The organism is Erwinia sp. L03-1 (assembly GCF_058686115.1).
In genome coordinates this window covers 1,415,225-1,434,362 of the sequence record NZ_CM178762.1, presented here as the reverse complement: position 1 = coordinate 1,434,362, position 19,138 = coordinate 1,415,225, and the positions used below count along the sequence as shown (strand labels likewise).

Genomic DNA, 19,138 nt, shown 5'->3' with positions numbered 1-19,138 from the left:
TTTGTGCCGGATATAGACATCATTGATTGGCAGGAAACCGACAGCGTCGCTGGTGTTTTCCTGCAGTACTGCCAGTAGGCACTTTTTCAGCGCCGGCTGTTGTCCGGTACTCTGGGATCGACAATCAATCCTGAACAGGGAAAATGGTTAAAATTATCAGCGTAAAAACGGCCCGCTACTGGCAAGCGCCAGCGAAGATAATTTAAATAATATTTAGTACCATTCTCAGCAAGGAATCCGGGCGCAGGGTTATTTTTTAACTTAAAGTCAGTAAGTTAAAATCATAATCGTTGCTTATATCAGCACTGGCATAAGACAAGCTAGTCCTGAACAAGCGCCTTTACCATTGGCTAAATTCTGGAAATTCATCCTGACTGAAAATTTAATTAGATAAGTATTTTCGATATTACTTACATAAAACTTACACCTTTTTTTCCCTCCTTTTTTATGAGACGGATCACGCCCGCTAACTCATTGATTAACTCCTCTTTGGGGAAGAAGCCCTGCACAAAACCGCGCTTTGTGCAGGGCGTTTAAGCTTATGCCACCACGACCTGGAGCGCATGCTGCACCAGCACGTCGCCCAGCGTATTGGCCGCGTCAAGGGCAGAGTTGTGATAGATGTCATAAACCTGACCCTCTACCGTTCTCTGGCCTGCCGTTGCCCACACGCCGCCATCACCGTTAGCCAGCTGGACCTTATCGCCCTCAACCCCTTTAATCAGCAGATCGTCGTTCTGGCTGTCGGTAATATTCAGCGCCTCGCTCAGGTTGAGCTTGACGGTATTGTTACCCGCCTTACCGAGATCGATGATTTCAATATGCTCGACCTTCATGCCCAGCGACGTCAGATCCAGCGTCATATGCTCCCCACCCAGTACCAGCGTATCGGTGCCTGCACCGCCGTCGATATGGGTGAAGTTGAGCGAACTGACGGTGACCGTGTCGTCGCCGCTGCTGCCGGTTACCGAGGCGCCCTCAGTGGTAGTGCCGTCCGCCAGGGTAATCACTACGCCCCCGATGGTGTAGCTGCTGTCGTCGGCAGCGGCGGTGGTGGACGTTGTGCTCTCCTCCGCACTACCGGTCGTCGCCGCCGCGCTGGTGGCCGTGCTGCTATCGGTACTGCTGGTATCGCTGTCGGTCACCAGCGTGGAGTGAACCCCCGTGCTATGCGCCGCTGCGGTGGTGCTATCCTCGCTGGTTGTGCTGGCTGAATGCGTAGTGGAGGTATCGCTGGTGGAGTCATCCGCCATCACCGCCAGCAGCGTGGCCGCACTGGTGGATGCGGCTGCCACCGGCAGCAGCGACCCCAGCAGCAGCGTGGTGCTGGTGGAAGCCGGGTTACCCGCGACGTCCACTGCCGTCACCGTGACGATGCTGCTGAGGCTGAGAGCCGTGAGCAGCCCGCCTGCAAACTTCACGCTGTAAAGCCCCCGTGCATCGGTGGTGGTTTGCAGCGTGGTGCCGTTTAGCGTGACGTTCAGCTGTGTGCCCTGAGCCAGGTTTTGCGTACCGCCCGAAATGGTCAGCCCGGTGATCAGCACGCTGACCAGGCTGGTGACCGCATTCACACCTATATAAGGCAGGTTATGCGTCACCGCCGTAAAGCTCTCGTTGGCCGACGAGGTATTGCCTACCGCATCAGTGAGGGTGACGGTGACCGTCTGGCTACCGTCAGCGATGTTGCGCAGATCGCCAGACGGTACGCTGACGCTCCATGCCCCGCCCGCGCCGACCGTGGTGGTGTAGATATTCCCCGCCACGTTGACCGACACGGTGCTGCCGACTGCATTCGTCGAGGTGCCGCTCAGAGTTTCGGCAACGTTCGCCTCACTGAGGTTCAGGTAGTGATCGCCGCCAAACACCGAGCTGTTAGTCAGCGTGACGGTTGGCAGCGTATGGATACCCACCAGCACGCTTGAGCTGGCGGTGCCCGCATTGCCAGCCGCATTGGTCAGCGAAGCCGTTACCGTATCGGTGCCGTCCGGCAGTGCAGCCAGCGTGGCGACGGGCACCGTCACGCTCCAGGCACCGTTGGCACCCACCGTGGTAGTCAGCGTGGCCGAACCGACGCGGACGGTCAGGGTAGATCCCTCCGCATTGGTGGTGGTCCCGGTGATGGTTTGCGCGCTGAGTGCGTCCGTCGCATTCAGCAGGCCATCCCCGAAGATGCTGGCAATCACCACCGTTGGCGGCGTCTGCGCAATCACGCTCAGCAAACCGCTGCCGGTGGCAGTGTTGCCATAGCTGTCGCTGACCGTGGCATTGACCGTCTGCGTCCCGTTAGCCAGCGCGGCAAGGTCAGTTTTTGGCACGTTCAGCGTCCAGGTCCCGGCACTGCTGACCGTGGTGGTGTAGGTGATGCCACTTAGCGTGACGCTAACCGCCGCACCCGCCGGAACGTTACTGGCGGTGCCGCTGATCGTTTGCGCCGTGGTGAGGTCGGCGGCACTCAGTACGCCATCGCCAAAGAGGGTATTCAGCGTCACCGCAGGCGTGGTGTGGGTTCCTACCTTCACGCCGCTGCTGGCGGTCGCGATATTACCCACCGCATCGCTTACCGAGACGCCGACCGTCAGATTACCGTCGAGCAGCGTGCTGAGGATCGCCGGCGACACCTGTGCGGTGAAAGTCCCGCCCTGCGCAACCGTGGCGGTCACCGTACTGTTCCCAAGGTTGATGGTCACCGTGGATCCGGCGGCAACGTTGTTGGCGGTGCCGCTAATGGTCTGCGTGGTCAGCGACTCCAGCAGGTTCAATACGCCGTCGCCAAACAGCGTGTTCAGCGTAACCGTTGGCAGGTTGTGTACGCCCACAATCGCCCCCGCGGTCGCACTGGCGGTATTTCCCGCGCTGTCGGTCACGCTTACGGCCGCCGTCAGGTTGCCGTCGGCCAGCCCCTGTAGCACGGATGGCGTCAGCGCCAGGCTAAAGGTACCGTTAGCGGCCGTGGTGGTCACGTACGGCGTGCCCGCCAGCGTGACCACCACGCGCGAACCGGCATCGGCTCCGGTCACTGTTCCGGTCACCGTCTGGCCGAGCGCCGCATCCGCCAGATTCAGCAGGCCGTCGCCGAACAGCGTATTAATACTGACCGTCGGGGCGGTGAGTTTAACCGCCAGGCCTGCGGTGGTGGAGGCGGTATTGCCTGCCGCATCGGTCAGGCTGGCCCCTACGGCCAGGTTGCCGTCGGTGAGCGTAGCCAGAATAGCGGGCGTGACGGTGGCGCTGAACGCCCCGTTCTGTCCTACCGTCGCCTGTACGCCTGAGTTGCCTATGGTCAAAATAATGGTGCTCCCTGCGGCAGCGTTGCTGACGGTGCCGCTGATGGTTTGGTTAACCAGCGCATCGGCAATATTGAGGATGCCGTCGCCAAATACCGGGCTGAGTGTGATGGCAGGCGGCGCGGTGAAAATGCCTATATCGACCGCGCTGGTGGTGGCGTTACCCGCCGGATCAACGACCCTGACGCTCAGGGATTGCGTCCCTTCCGCCAGCGAACTCAGATCCGGTACCGGAATCGTGACGCTCCAGCCGCCGTCCGTTCCCACCGTGGTCTGGTAGGCTTTGGTGCCGAGCATTAGGGTGACCGCCGAACCGGCCACCGCGTTGGAGACCGTTCCCGTCACGGTCTGCGCCACCGCGGCTTCCGCGATATTCAGCAGGTTATCGCCGCCAAATAGCCCGGTGAGCGGGGTTAGCACCGGCGCTTCCAGCAGGGTGGTGATGGTTTCCGGCAGGGTACGCGTGTTCCCGGCCGCATCGGTGAGCACCAGATCCAGCGTCGTCGGTCCATCGCTCAGCAGCCCCAGCAGGCTCGGCGGCACGACCAGCGCAAAGCGGCCATCCTGACCCACATCTGCCGTTACCGTGGTGCCGCCCAGCGTGAGCGATACCGTCGCGCCAATGCCCGCCGCGGTGGCTACGCCACTAATGGTCTGCGCCACCGTCGTATCCGCCGCGTTAAGGAAGCCGTCCCCGAACAGGGAATCCACCACCAGCGTCAGCCCGGCATTGACCACTTTGTTGACCGTCAGGGTGGCATCCGTCTCGTTTCCGGCGGCGTCGCTGACCCGCAGGCCAAATACCAGCGCGCCGTCGTTAAGGCTGCTCAGCGCCTCCGGTGCCAGGCTGATGCTAAAGGTGCCGTCGGCGTTAACCAGGGCTGTCGCCAGCGGCGAGCTATCGCCCAGATAGAGCCCAATGGTCTGGCCAGCGGCACCTGAGGCGGTACCGGTCACCACCTGCGTCGCCAGAATATCCGCCGCGTTCAGCACGTTGGTGCCTAACAGGGCATCCACCTGGATCAGCGGCGCGGCGGTGTCGACCTGGAAGTCATGCGTGACCGAGCCAACGTTACCCGCTGCGTCCGTCAGGCTGACGGCCAGCGTATTGCCCGCCTGGCCCAGCGCCTGCAAATCGCCTGCGGCCAGCGCGACCGACCAGCTGCCGTCCGCCTGTACCACGGCGCTGTAGGTTTTGCCATTCAGCGTGAGGTCAACCGCACGCCCCGCTTCCGAGGCGGAGGCCGTACCGGTAACGGTCTGACCCAGCGCCGCCTCGCTAACGTTCAGCACATCGTCACCCGCAAAGGCATTGATGGTCAGGGTCGGTGCCGTACGATCCACCAGCACGCTGGTGGTACTGTTATAGGTCGTACCGTCATCGGTGGTCAGGCTGGCTGTTACCGTCAGCGTCCCTTCAGGTATGTTGGTGGCATCGTTAGGAACGGTGATGCTCCAGGTCCCATTCGCATCGACGACGGCTGAGGTTTCCGTCTGTTGCACGCCGTTGATGGTCACGGAAACTTCGCCGCCCGTAGAGGGGAGATTGGCGTAGGTGCCGCTTATGGTCAGGGTTGCCGCGTCGCTGCCGTTGATAATGTTGTCATCCGAGAGCGGCGCCAGCGTCAGCAGCGGCGTGTCTGGCACGGTCAGATCGACCGCCACGCTGGCCGTCGCCGTGCCGGTGTTCCCCGCCGCATCGGCAATGCTGACGCCGATGGTGCCGGTATCACCGGTGGTACCCAGCTGCGCCAGGATCGCCGGAGACAGGCTGACCGACCAGCTGCCGTCCGCCTGCACGTAGCCGCTCACCGTTGCCGTACCGACGGTGACGGTGACCACTTCGCCGGTGCTGGACTCGCTGGTGGTGCCGCCCAGGGTCTGCGTGGTCAGGCTTTCCAGATAGTCCAGCGTACCGTCGCCGGTAAACGGGTTAATGGTGATGGCGGGCGCGACGGTATCGACCACGAAGCTGCCGGTTGCCGTGGCGGCGTTGCCATTCACATCGGTAGCCAGCACCGTAATGGCCTGGTTCCCCTCTGCCAGCTCCGTCAGGCTGTTGCTGGCCAGATCCAGCGTCCAGGTGCCGTCGGTGCCAACTGCGGCGGTATAGTTGGTGCCGCCGAGCGTAACGGTCACCGTCTGACCGTCACCCGTTGCCCCGGTGGTGCCGCTTAAGGTTGCGCCAGCCGCTACTTCCGCCGCATTCAGGAAGCTGTCGGCAAAAGGCACGTCCAGCGTCGGTACGGGCGCAGTCAGCGCGGCGGTGAAGTCAAGGCTGGTCGTGCTGGTATTGCCTGCGCCATCGGTAACGGTGAGATCGAGCGTATGCGTCCCGTTGTCCAGGGCGTTTAACGCGCCCGCAGGCAGGGAAACGCTCCAGTTGCCCTCCGCGTCCACCGTGCCGTCCCACACCAGTCCCCCCACATCAATATGGATCTGTGCGCCCTGGTTTGCCCCCACCACGCCGGTGGAGCCGGTCAGGACGATGGCGGCACCCGCCTCGCTGATATTGAGCACGCCGTCACCAAACGGCGTATCAATCACCGGCGCGGGCAGGCTGAGCAGCGCGTTGAAGTTCAGGTCTGCGGTATCGGTGTTACCCGCGATATCCGTGGCGGTGACCGCCAGGCTGTGGGTACCGCTGCCCAGCGCGGTGAGCTGCGCGGGCGTCAGGGTCAGTGACCAGTCACCGTTGGCGCTGACGTCTGCCGCAAGCGCGGTGCCGCCATCAATGCTGACGGTCACGCTCTGCCCCGCCGCAATTTTGCCGGTCGATCCGCTGAGAGTCTGCGCCACGGCCGCTTCGGCCACGTTGAGCTGTCCATCGCCAAACGGCAGCTGGATTGACACATCCGGCAGCGCATTGATGTCCACAACCAGCCCGCCGCTCACCGTGCCGACGTTGCCGACGGCATCCGTTGCCACGATGCTAACCGGCCAGTTGCCATCCGGTAAGGTCACCAGCACGCTGGCAGGCAGATCCAGACTCCAGTCGCCGGTGGTGGTATCCACGGCGGCCTGATAGGCGGTGCCGTTAATGATCACGCTGACCGTCTGTGGGCCGGTAATACCGGTTACGCCGTTCAGCACGCCACCTGCCGCAGCCTCCGTGGCATTGAGCAGGCCATCGGTAAAGGGCGTAATCAGGGTTGGCGCAGGCAGTCCGGTCACAATTTCGCTAAAGCCCAGTTCACCGGTGCTGGCATTGCCTGCCCGATCGGTGACGGTCACGCTGATCCTGTGGTCGCCATTGCCGAGCGTAGCCGCCAGGGTCGGCGTCAGCGTTGCCTGCCAGTTGCCGCTTTGATCGACCGTGGCCGTGATGCTGTTGTCATCAATGGTCAGGGTGACGGTCTGTCCGTTACCGACAATACCCGTGGTACCGGTTATTGCCTGATCGACCCCGGCCTCCGCCGCGTTTAGCAGGCCGTCGATAAACGGCGTGTTGATGGTGGCAGCAGGCAGCGTATTCACCAGCAGTTCAACGCTGGCCCCGACGCTCGCCGGATTCCCGGCGGCATCGGCACTGGTCACCGCCACCTGGAATGCGCCGTCCCCAAGGGCGGTCAACGCGTCCGCCGGAACGGTGGCGCTCCAGCTGCCGTCGGCATTAACCGTACCGTTAAAGGTCAGGGTGCCTATCGTCACCGTGACCGCGGTGCCCTCGACCAGATTGGTCGCAACGCCGCTCAGGGTCTGATCGGTCGCCGCCTCAGCCGCATTCACCAGGCCATCGACAAACGGCGTCGCTAACGTCAGCAGCGGCAGGGTATTCACCGCCACGCCGAGCGCAAGAATGTTGCTGGTGGTGTTGCCGCTGGTGTCGGTGACCGACACCCCCACCTGAGCCTGACCATCAGCCAGCTGTAGCAGATCGCCGCCCGGAATGGTCAGGTTCCAGTTGCCATCGGCGTCTGAGGTGGCACTGTAGAGTTTATCATTGAGGGTGACGCTGACCGTCAGGCCCGCGCCGGTGGTGCCGCTGACCGGCAGCCCCGCCACGGCTTCCGCCAGGTTCAGCACGCCGTCCGTGCCCGCATCAAGCCGCGCATCCAGTAACGGCGGCGTGGTGTTGACCGTAAAGTTTTCCGCCGTGGTGGCGATATTGCCCGCCACGTCGCTGCCGCTGGCGGTGACGCTGTTGCCTCCCTGACCAAGCGCCTGCACGTCCGCAGCCGGTACGGTTGCGCTCCAGGCCCCGTCCGCATCGACCGTGCCGGTATAGGTCTTGCCGTTCAGCGTCACCGTCACCCTGTCACCGGCAGGAATATGCTGGCTGGTTCCGGTGAGGGTCAGGTCGCTCTGTGCTTCCTGATAGTTCACCGTGTCATCGCTGGTGACCGGATTGATCGTGAGGGTCGGTAAATCCGCCGCCTGGGCAATCACCGTCACATCATGCGTGGCGCTGGCGACGTTCCCGGCGATATCGCTGACCGACGCGCTCAGCGTTTGGGCGCCATCCGCCAGCGCGCCGACTGCGGCGGCCGGGACGACGGTGGTCCATGTGCCATCGGCCTGTACCGTCGCCGTGTAGGTCATCGCATTCAGGGTCAGCGTAACCGTCTGTCCTTCCGGCACATTGGTGGTGGTACCGGAGAGAGTGAGATCCTGGCCCGCCTCCACCTGATTGATATAGTCATCGCCGGATACCGTACCGACGGTCAGAGTCGGCAGATCGGCAGTCGCGGCGTCCACGGTGACGTTCAGCGTCTGGGTGGTGACGTTTCCGGCCAGGTCAGTGAGCGTAACGATCACCGGATAGCTGCCATCGGCCAGCCCCAGGGTAACGCCTGAGGGCAGATCCAGCAGCCAGCTTCCATCGCCCTGCACCGCCTGCTGGTAGGTCTGGCCGTTAAAGGAAATCGAAACCTGCTGGCCCGCTTCGCTCACCGAGGCCGTACCGCCTATGGATATCGGCTGCACCATTTCTGCCGCATTGATAACGTTGTCGTCCGCGATGGCGTTAACATTCAGCGCCGGGGCAATCAGATCAACGGTGATCGAGCTGTCCGCCACGCCGGTATTGCCCTGCGCGTCCGTCGCAGTAACGGTAATCAGCTGAATGCCCTCGCCCAGCGCCTGCAAGGTCGCGGCGCTGACGGGGAGCGTCCAGTTGCCCGCGTTATCCACGTTCGCCGCGTAGTCGGTTCCGGCAATATTGACTACCACCGTCTGCCCGGCACCGTCAGCGCCGGTCGTCCCGCTCAGCAGCTGATCGCTCTGCGAAGTGGCGATATTGACATAGCCATTGACGAAGGGATCGGTGATCTCCGGCTGTAGCGCAGCGGTGGAGAGGGTCAAATCTGAGGTCTCGCTCACGGTGTTGCCTGCCGCGTCGCTAAGCGTGACCACCAGCGGATAGCTGCCGTCAGGCGATGCCTGTAGCAGACCCGCTGGCAGTTGCAGGCTCCAGTTGCCAACGTCATCGACCGTTGTGGTGTAATTCTGCCCGTTGAGAGAAACGGTAATGAGCTGCCCGGCTTCCGCACCTGCGCTGCCGCCGCTAACGGTGATTTCGGCAGCCGCTTCGCTGGCATTGACCACGCCGTCTCCGGCGAGGGTATTCAGCGTCAGCGTAGGAGGTACGGTATCCACGCCGAATGGCACCGCCAGCGTATTGCTGTTGCCCGCCGCATCGGCCACGGTTACCTGAAGTGCGTTATCGCCCTGCGGCAGCGCCTGCAGCGCCGTGGAAGGCACCACAACGCTCCAGTTGCCGTTGCTGTCAACCGTGCCGGTAAAGGCCGCGTCACCTACGACTACCGAAACGACCTGTCCATCGCCCGTTACGCCAGTGGTGCCATGTAAAGTTTGCGTTACGGCGGCTTCGCTGCCGTTAAGGATGCCGTCAGCAAACGGCGTGTCCGCCGTTGCCAGCGGCAGGGCGTTAACCTGCACAATCAGCGTGTCGCTGCGGGTCAGGGTGGCTCCCGTCGCATCGACCACGCTGGCGGTCAGCGCCGCCGCACCGTCAGGCAGCCCCGCCAGCGAGGCGGCCGGAATAATAATGCTCCACACCCCATTCGCGCCCACCTCGCCGGTAAAGGTCTGGTTATTGAAGGTGACGGTCACCGTGCTGCCGGCGGTGACGTTTTCCGTCACCCCGCTCACGATCAGCGCATCCTGTGCTTCTGCCGCATTCAGATAGCCATCACCGCTCAGCGGATCGATGGCAATGCCCGCCGCCAGATTGTTAACGGTGACGTCATGGGTAACATTAACCGGATTGCCGGCCACGTCGCTGACTGCCACGTTAAACGTTGCCGTACCGTTGTCCAGCGCAGCGAGAGCGCTGGCAGGGATCGCCACGCTCCATGCGCCGCTGGCTGCAATCTGCGTAGTGTAGACCTGGCCGTTGAGGCTCACCGTCAGCGTCTGCCCCGGTTCCACGTGAGTAGCAGTCCCGCTTAACAGCTGTTCTGTTTGCTGTTCCGCGCCGTCCACGATGTCGTTACCCGCAAAGGCATCAATGGTCAGCGTCGGCAGATCGTTTGCCGCCGCTTTCACCGCCAGCGTCGTCTCCGTGGCGCTGCTGTTACCCGCCGCGCTGGTCGCACTCACGCTGACGGCATAGCTGCCGTCGGCCAGCGCGACCAGATCCGCCGTTGGGATGGTCAGCGTCCACTCGCCGGCGGGCGTAACGGTGGTGGTATAGGTCACCCCGTTTAGCGTGACCACAATGGCCGCGCCGGATTCGCTGGTCCCGCTGACCGCCAGATCGTCACCCTGCTCGGCGGCGTTAAGAATATTATCACCGGCCAGGGCAGCGAGGGTGACCGCAGGCGGGAGAGTGTCGACGGTGAGGGTCAGTTCGGTAGTGGCCGTGTTACCCGCCACATCACTTACGGTGACCGTCGCCGGGGTAGTACCCTGGGGCAGTTCCTGCAGGACGTTACCCGGAAGATCGACGCTCCAGTTACCGTTACCGTCCACCGTACCGGTCAGGGTCACGCCGTTAATTACCACGCTTACCGCCTGGCCATCGCCGGTTTCGCCGGTGCTGCCGGTCAGCGTCTGCGTCGTCGCGGCCTCCTCTGCGTTCAGCGTGCCATCGGTAAATGGCGTATCAATGGTGAGGGTGGGCACGGTGGTAATGGCGATGTTGAGCGTCGTATCGCTGGTCACCGTATTTCCGGCCGCATCCGTTGCGCTGGCGGTAACGGCGAGCGCCCCGTCCGGCAGTGCGAGCAGCACGGCGGAGGGCACCACCACCTGCCAGCTGCCGTTTGCCGCCACCTCAGTCTGGTAGTCCGTGCCGTTCAGGGTCACCGTGAGCGTACTGCCCGCCGGGACGTTGCTGGTGGCACCGAAGAGGGTCAGATCGCCCTGCGCCTCTGCGGCGTTCAGATAGCCATCGCCGCTTACCGGCTCGATCGCTACCGCGCTGAGGGCAGTATTCACGGCGTAATTACCCACTGCGGTCACGACGTTGCCTGCAATATCCCCCACCGTTACGCTGTAGGTCTGGCTACCGTTTTCCAGTCCTGCCAGCGCGGCGGCAGGAATAAGCACGCTCCATGCACCGCTGGCCTGCACCAGGCCACTGTAGTTGACATCATTGAAGGTGACGGTGACGGACTGGCCCTCCTGCACAAAGGTGGTGGTGCCGGTAATGAGCTGATCCACCTGCTGTTCCGCGCCATCAAGAATATTGTTACCGGCGAATTCTTCCAGCGAAAGCGTCGGCAGCGTGGCGGCGTCGGCCACCACCGTTAACGGCGCTTCCCCGGTGGTCACGTTGCCCACTGCGCTGGTCGCCACCACCGTCAGCTGATAATTGCCGTTGGTCAGCCCGGCCAGGTCTGCCGCCGGGATCGCCAGCGCCCACTGGCCATTGGCGCCCACCGTGGTGGTGTAATCTGTTCCTTCCAGGGTCACGGTAATGGTGGCGTTCTGCTCGCCCATGCCGCTGACGGTAAGCGGCAGCGTCTGCTCTTCCGCATTCAGCAGGCCATCGCCTGCCACCGGATCAATAGTCAGCAGCGGCGGCGTCAGATTCACAATCAGCGGGGTGCTTTGCGTGGTGATATTCCCCGCAGCATCGTTCACCGTCACGTCAACCGTATATAAGCCGTTGGTCAGACCTGCCACCTGCGCCTCAGGAACCGGCAGCGACCAGCTGCCGTCAGCGTTGACCGTGGTGGTATAGACCGCCTCATTGAGGGTGACGCGCACGCTATCGCCCACCTCACCCGTGCCGCTGACGACCAGCGGCTGGCCCTGTTCGGTGGCATTAATCACGCCATCCCCCGCCAGCGGCGCCAGGGTAAAGGTCGGTGGCGTGGTGTCCAGCGCGATAGCATGCGGCACGGTTACCGAGCCGCCATTAGCCGCGGTGGCGGTGGCTGTGAAGGCGTAGTCGCCGTCGGTCAGTCCGGCCAGGGCGCTGGCGGGGATCGCCGCCGTCCACAGGCCGTTTGCACCGACCGCGGCGGTATAGTTGACGCCGTTAAAGGTCAGGGTGACCGCCGTGGTCTCATCCGGCACGCTGCCGGTGACGGTAATCCCCTGCGCGGCTTCGGCCGCGTTAATAACGTCGTCGCCCGCCACGGTGTTAACGACCAGGGTAATATCCACCGTGGTATCCAGCAGCAGGGTGGTATCCTGCGTGGCCGCATTACCGGCTACCGAGGTCACCGCAACGGTCAGGGTGTTGTCGCCTTCGGTGAGGTTAGCCAGCGTGGCGGCTGGCACGTTAACCGCCCACAGCCCGTTGCTGCCGACCGTGGTGGTGAAGGTGTCGCCTGCCAGCGTCACCGCGACGGTATCACCAGCACTGCCGGTCCCGGTAATATCCAGCGGCTGCCCCTGCTCCGCCTGGTCAATAATGTTGTCACCGGTAACGGGATCGAGCGTAAAGGCCGGGGCTGAGGTGTCGACGGCCAGCGGCAGAGTTTGCGACGTGGTATTGCCGAAGGCGTCGCTTACGGTCACCTGCACGCCGTAAGGGCCATCAGCCAGCAGCGCCAGGTCAGCTGCCGGAACGGTGACCGCCCAGCGGCCGGTGTCTTCTACTACCGTTGTATATTGCTGTCCGTTCAGCAGTACGTTAACCGTATCGCCCACGCTGCCTGTCCCGCTGATGTCCAGCGGGCTGGCCTGTTCAGCGGCATTAATAATGCCATCTCCGCCCGCCAGTGGATCGAGAGTGACCGCCGGTAGCGTGGTAGCAATGATCACCGCCGCCGGTGGAAGCGCCGCGGTGTTGCCCGCCACGTCGGTCACGGTTACCACCAGGGTAGTTTGCCCCTGCGGCAGGGCCTGGAGGATCTGCGGATCCAGCGCCAGCGTCCAGACGCCGGAACTGTTGACCGTTGCCGCATAATCCGTTCCGCCAAGATTCACGCTAACCGTCTGCCCGTTGCCCAGCTCACCCGTGGTGCCGTTCAGGGTCTGAATAATATCTGCTTCGTTATGGGTCAGCGTGCCGTCGGTAAACGGCGTTTGCAGCGTCGGGCTTGGCACGCGGGTGATATAAACGTCCAGCGTATCCTGCGAGGTATAGGTGATACCGCTGCTGGCGGTCACGCTGGCGATGGCCGTTTGCGGTCCGTCAGCCAGTCCGGCCAGATCCGCCGCAGGCACCGTCACCGACCAGCTGCCATCCGCATTGACGGCGCTGGTGTAGCTGACCCCACCCAGGGTGAAGGTCACCGTGCTGCCGCCCGCGACGTTAGCCGTCACCCCGTTTACCGTCAGCGCGGACTCTGCCTCAACGGCGTTGAGGTAGCCATCGCCACTCAGCGGCTCAAAGGCGATGCTGCTGAGTGTGTTATCGACGCTAAAGGTTTTCTCGCTCAGACCGGTATTGCCAGCCAGATCGGTCACCGTGGCGCTAAGGGTTTGCTGACCGTTAGCCAGCAACGCCAGCGCTGCCGCCGGGAGGGTAACCTGCCAGCCGCCGCCGGTTTCAATAGTGGTGGTGTAATCCTGCCCGTTAAGGGTCAGGGTCAGGGTTTGTCCCGCCTCGACGTTAGTTGCGGTACCGGTCAGGATCTGATCAACCTGCTGCTCGGCACTGTCAATGACGTTATTTGCGGTGACGTCAGAGATGAAGATGGATGGCGCAGACTTATCGACCACCAGCGGCGTGCTGGTCAGGGTGGTATTGCCTGCCGCATCGCTGGCGGTGACGTTCAGCGTATAGCTGCCGTCGTTCAGCGCGTTCACCACCTCACCAGGAATGGTCAGCGCCCACTGCCCGTTAGGGGCAACCACTGCGGAATACGCCACATTGTTCAGCTCAACGCTGATGGTGTTACCCGCTTCGCCCGTGCCGTTGACCACCAGCGGCTGCGTGCCTTCTGCCGCATTCAGATAGCCATCTTCCGAGGCGGCATTAATCGTGACCACCGGCGGCGTCAAATCGACTACCAGGGTACGGATCAGCGTGGTGGCGTTACCCGCCGCGTCGGTTGAGGTCACGACTACGTCATAGCTGCCGTCGGCCAGCGCCAGCAGCGCGGCAGGTGAAACGGTAATATCCCAGCTGCCGGTGGCGGAGACCGTTCCGGTCAGGGTCTCACCGTTCAGCGTCAGGCTGATGGTGTCCCCCTGCTCGCCAGTGCCGCTGATGGCGAGCGGCTGGCCCTGTTCAGCGAGGTTGAGCTGATAATCTTCAGAGATGGCCGCTACTGTCAGCAGTGGTGGGATGGTATCCACGATAAAGCTGCTGGTTAGCGTGGTGGTGTTGCCTGCGGAATCGGTCGCGGTCACGCTCAGGGCCGTGCTGCCCTCCGGTAGCGTTTGCAGTGCCACCCCAGGCAGCGAGACGGACCAGTTACCGTTAGCATCGACGGTGCCGTTATAGGTGATGCCGCCGACCACCAGGCTTACCGCCTGCCCAATGCCCGTTACGCCGGTGGTGCCGGTCAGCGTTTGATCGATACCCGCCTCTGCGGCATTAAGCGATCCGTCAGCAAATGGTGTATCAAGGGTGAGGGTAAAGTCAGGATTAACGCTGGAGTTCAGGTTATGGGTGGTAGTGATTTCATTGCCGTTGATGTCGGTGGTGGTCGCCGTGACCGTCAGGTTGCCATTAGGCAGGCCCGTCAGTGCGCTCGCAGGTACGGTGACGCTCCAGCTGCCATCGCTCTCGGTCAGGGTGGTATAGTTAACGCTGTTAAAGCGCACCAGGATCCGTGCGCCCGTCGAGACAAAGCGGCTGCTGCCGCTAATGACCAGATCGCTCTGCGCCTGAACGGCGTTCAGCATGTTATCGTCGCTGATCACCCCAATCGCCACGGCGCTGAAGGTGTTATCCACGCTGTAGCTGCCGCTGGTGCTCGCCGGATTACCGGCGATGTCGGTTACGTCGACGGTATAGTTTTGCGCACCGTTTGCCAGCTGAACAAAGGCGCTGGCCGGGATCAGCACGCTCCAGCTGCCGTCGGCCTGCACGGTGCCGGTATACTGGTCGCCGTTCATGGTTACCCTGACCTGCTGCCCCTCCTGTACATGGGTGGTGGCACCGGTCATCGGCTGTGACAGCCCCTGTTCCGCACCGTCCAGCACGTTATCGCCGGTAAATGCAGATACGCTGATGGTCGGCAGGTCAGCAGCCTCGGCCACGACCGCCAGCGGCTGCGTGGCGGTGGCAACGTTACCGGCCGCGTCGGTAGCCTGCGCGGTGATGTCGTAGCGACCATCGGCCAGCACGCTGACGGCGGCAGCCGGGACGGTCAGGGTCCAGTTGCCGCTGCCGTCAGTGGTGGCCTCATAGCTGACGCCGTTCAGGCTTACCACCACGGTGGAACCGACCTCTGCCGTACCGTTCAGCAGCAGATCGTCGGCATGCTCGGCCGCATTAAGGTAGCCATCACCGGATATGACCGCCAGCGTTACCGCCGGCGGGACGGTATCGACGGCGATGGGGGCCAGGGCGGTGGCAATATTGCCGCCCGCGTCCGTCGCGGTAACGCTGATATCATACTTACCGTCCGGCAGCGTTTGCAGGGTTGAGGCGGCGATATCCACGCTCCACTGCCCGTTGCCATCCGCCACCGTGCGGTAGCTTACGCCGTCCAGCTCAACAACCAGGGTACTGCCCGCCTCCGCCGTGCCGCTCACGGTTAGCGGCAGGTTATGGGTTTCACCGTTGATAACGCTATTGTCGCCCACGGCGGTGATGGCCAGCACAGGCGGCGTAGTGTCCACGGTCAGCGGCGTGACGGACGAGAGACTGTTGCCCAGCGAGTCCGTTACCGTGACGGTAATCTCCTGGCTGCCCTCCGCCAGCGCCTGCAACACGTCCGGCGTCAGCGTCAGGCTCCAGGCGCCGGTGCTCGCGTTAACAGTGGCAGGATAGCTGATGCCGCCTATCGTCACGCTCACCGCCTGGTCCGGCCAGGCCACCCCGGAGTTACCGGTGAGGGTCTGCGGCACGGCCGCCTCGCTGGCGTTCAGAATGCCGTCGCCAAAGGGGGCAACGATCTCGATATTATTGCTGATTTGCGTGCGAACCAGCAGATCGCTTTCGCTGGTCACCGGGTTATTGGTCGCATCCACTCCCGTGACCACCAGCGTGTAGGTGCCGTTCGCCAGGCTATCCAGCGCGGAGGCGGGAAGCGTCGCACTCCAGCCGCCACCGGCGGCAACCGTCGTGGCATAATCCACGCCGTTGAAGGTCACCGTCAGGGCGGTTCCCTCCGCCAGGCCAGTGCTGCTGCCGCTGACCACCAGATCGGATTGCGCTTCGGTCGCATTCAGCGCGTTGTCACCGCTGACCGGCGCGAACGCCAGCGTGGCGACGCTGCTGTCCGTCGCCACGACAAAACTCCCGCTGGCGGTCGTGCCGTTACCCGCCACGTCGCTGACGCTGACGGTGAAGCTTTGGGTTCCTTCCGCCAGGGCGCTCAGCACCGTGGACGGCAGGGTGATACTCCACCCGCCCCCAGCCTGTACCGTGCCGGTAAAGGTATCGCCGCCGGCCAGCACCAGCGTAATCTGCTGTCCAGCCTGAACGTGGCTGGCCGTCCCGGTCAGCTCCTGATTAACCGCCACCTCCGCGCCATCCAGCACACCGTCGCTGGTCAGCGGGTTGAGGGTCAGCGCAGGCAGATTGCCGAACTGGGTAGCAAAGGTGACGTCGGTGTAAGTTGTACTGCTGTTGCCGGCCGGATCGGTGGCGATCACCGTGACGGTATAGGTGCCATCGGCAATCGCGGCCTTGTCCGTATCACTCAGCGTGACGGACCAGGCACCGGTCTGTGCATTAACGGTTGCGGTCAAATCAAGACCGTCAAGCCGCACCAGCACCTGGCTTCCCGGCTCGGTGACGCCGCTGATTTGCAGCGGCAGGGCTAACTCTCCGGCGTTGACGTAACCATCGCCGGAGAGGGTATCGACGGAGACGGTCGGCGGGAGGGTATCAATCGAAATCGTGCCGGTTTGCGCGGTGGCGTTACCTGCCAGGTCAGTTGCCGTAATACCGATTGTCGCATCCCCGTCGGCGATCTGTTGCAGGTCGGAGGCGGGTATATTGACGCTGAAGCTGCCGTCCGCATTGACAATGGAGGTATAGGTCAATCCGTTCAGCGTGACGGTCACGGCGTCACTGCCCGGGCTGGAGCCGCTGATGGTCAGCGGCTGCGTCACCTCACTCTGATTCAGCGGGCCGTCGGGTAGCGTGACGCTGAGCACCGGCGGCACGGTCATCACGTCAAAGGGGGTGATTGTGGTGGCGCTGTTGCCCGCCGGATCCGTGACCAGCACGGTAAATTCATTCCTGCCCTGCGGCAGATTTTGCAGAGCGTCGGCGGGCAGCGAAAGGGTCCAGCTGCCGTCGCTGTTGACCGTACCGGTATAGCTCACGCCCCCCAGGGTCAGGGTGACCGTCTGGCCGGACGCGGCTACGCCGGTGTTGCCCGTGATCGTCTGTCCGGCACTCGCCTCGCTGGCGTTCAGCACGTCATCGCCGAAGGGCTGTTCCGGAGTGGCATCCGGCATGACGTTTCTGACATCCAGCGTGGCGGGGGTGCTGTTTTGTACCATTGTCCCGTCTGCCGCCATGGCGGAGGCATTAAACAGGTGTGTACCGACTGAAAACTGCTGCAGGTGCTCGGGAGGAAGGGTAACGCTCCAGGTTCCGTCAGCGTTAATGGTGGCACTATAGGTCCGGGAATCCACCGGGTTCGCGACCAACAGGATCCTCAGAAACGTATTCGCTGGCTGGGGATCGACGGTGACATTTATCACCGTGCCCGCCGCCAGCCCGGTTGACGTACCAGTCACAACCAGAGGCGCCTGCGCCTCCTCGGCGCTGAGGTAGCCATCCTCGCTCACCATATCAATGCTGACGCTGGCCAGGGAGGATGAGAGAACGGTAAAGTCGTGGCTGGCACTCGCCGTCACGCCTGCGGCGTTAGTGACGCTGGCACCAATAGTTTCAGAGCCATCGGCTAATGCCTCAAGGGCGGCGGAAGGCACGGAGAGGCTCCAGCTGCCGTCCGCGCCCACGGTTGTGGTGTAGGTCTGCCCGCCAAGGGTGACCGTGACTGTTTGTCCCTGCTGAACGTTGGTCGTGGTGCCTGAAAGCGTTTGTGACATCTCCTTTTCGGCGCCGTCCAGCACATCGTCTCCGGCGAAGGTGGCGATAGTAATTCCGGGCGCGGCGGGTACGGTCGCGCTGGATTCAACGGTGATATTTTCACTGGCGCTGGCGCTGTTACCTTCGTTATTGGTGACGCTGGCGCTAAGGGTATTTGCGCCATCCGGCAGCGCAGCTAAGTCCGCTGTCGGCAGTGAGATACTCCAGTGCCCTTCAGCATCCACGCTGGCGGTGTAGGTTTTACCATTGAGCACCAGGGTGACAAGGCTACCGGCTTCGGCATTAGTGGTACTGCCCGTCACGGTCTGAACGCTGGTTTTTTCGCTCGGGCTGAGAATTGCATCGCCGGTAAAAGGGTCAATCGTCAGGGTGGGCGCGATCGGGGTGGTGCCACCGCCTGGCGTCGTCGTTCCGCCGCCAGGGGTGGTGCCATCCGTTCCACCCGGTGTGGTGCCGCTGTTGCTTCCGCCGCCGCCGCCGCCGCCGCCACCGCCGCTGGCCAACGCGCCGATACCCAGCCCCGCCAGGCCCAGTGCGCCGAAACCGGCGGCGGTCATTACGCCGCTGGTTGCCCCCGTGTCAGCCAGCAACAGAGTATCAATCGCGCCCAGCGATTCGTACTGCGGCGTCATCGCTACCGCCGTCTGGAGATCGCCCAGCTCGCTGGTGACTGGAAATAGCGCATGCTCAGCGGGATTAACCCCATCGTCGAAGACCAGCTCGCTGTGGTCACCGTCGACGTCATCCAGGAAGAATTTTTGATAGCGCACCACGCTACCGTCGTGCATATGCAGTACCAGGTCATTACCCTGACGGTCAAACTGGTTAACCATGGCTCGGGTGCCGTGAATCTTCACCACGCTCGGTTGATTCAGCGGAACGGTATGCGAGGTTCCCGCAGTGGCTTGTGAAAGGAGTTTACCGTCGTCGCGAGAAAGAATTTCAGCGCTGCCATCATTAATTAGAGCCATAAGACCTCATATACACCAGATGTAGTTTTAAAGTTTACGAATAAAAACATGAAGAAAATCTTCACATTAATCGCAACATAAAGTTTCACCAGTCTGAAAATCAGACCGGTCTTCACCTGGGATACAAGCGATCTTTGGCAGATCATTAACAGCAAAACGCGGTAAAATTGGACAGCCAGTCTTACTATTTATAATTTTTCATTTCAGATAGTAAGAAAGAATATGCCCAGCTAACGTGATAAAAATCTATCGAAATAATAAGAAAAACTAATTAAAAAGCATAGCCTGCGATTTTATTCCGGAACTAAATGCGCTCATTATTTCCATAAATT

1 protein-coding gene is annotated in these 19,138 nt (G+C 62.3%); it reads right to left on the bottom strand.

What is annotated here, in order from left to right; all coding sequences use genetic code 11:
* Positions 1 to 539: 539 nt before the first annotated feature.
* Entirely contained in the window at positions 540 to 18,806 is an 18,267-nt protein-coding gene (locus AC4PCC_RS06575) for an Ig-like domain-containing protein (RefSeq protein ID WP_492126806.1), read from the bottom strand.
* Positions 18,807 to 19,138 lie beyond the last annotated feature (332 nt).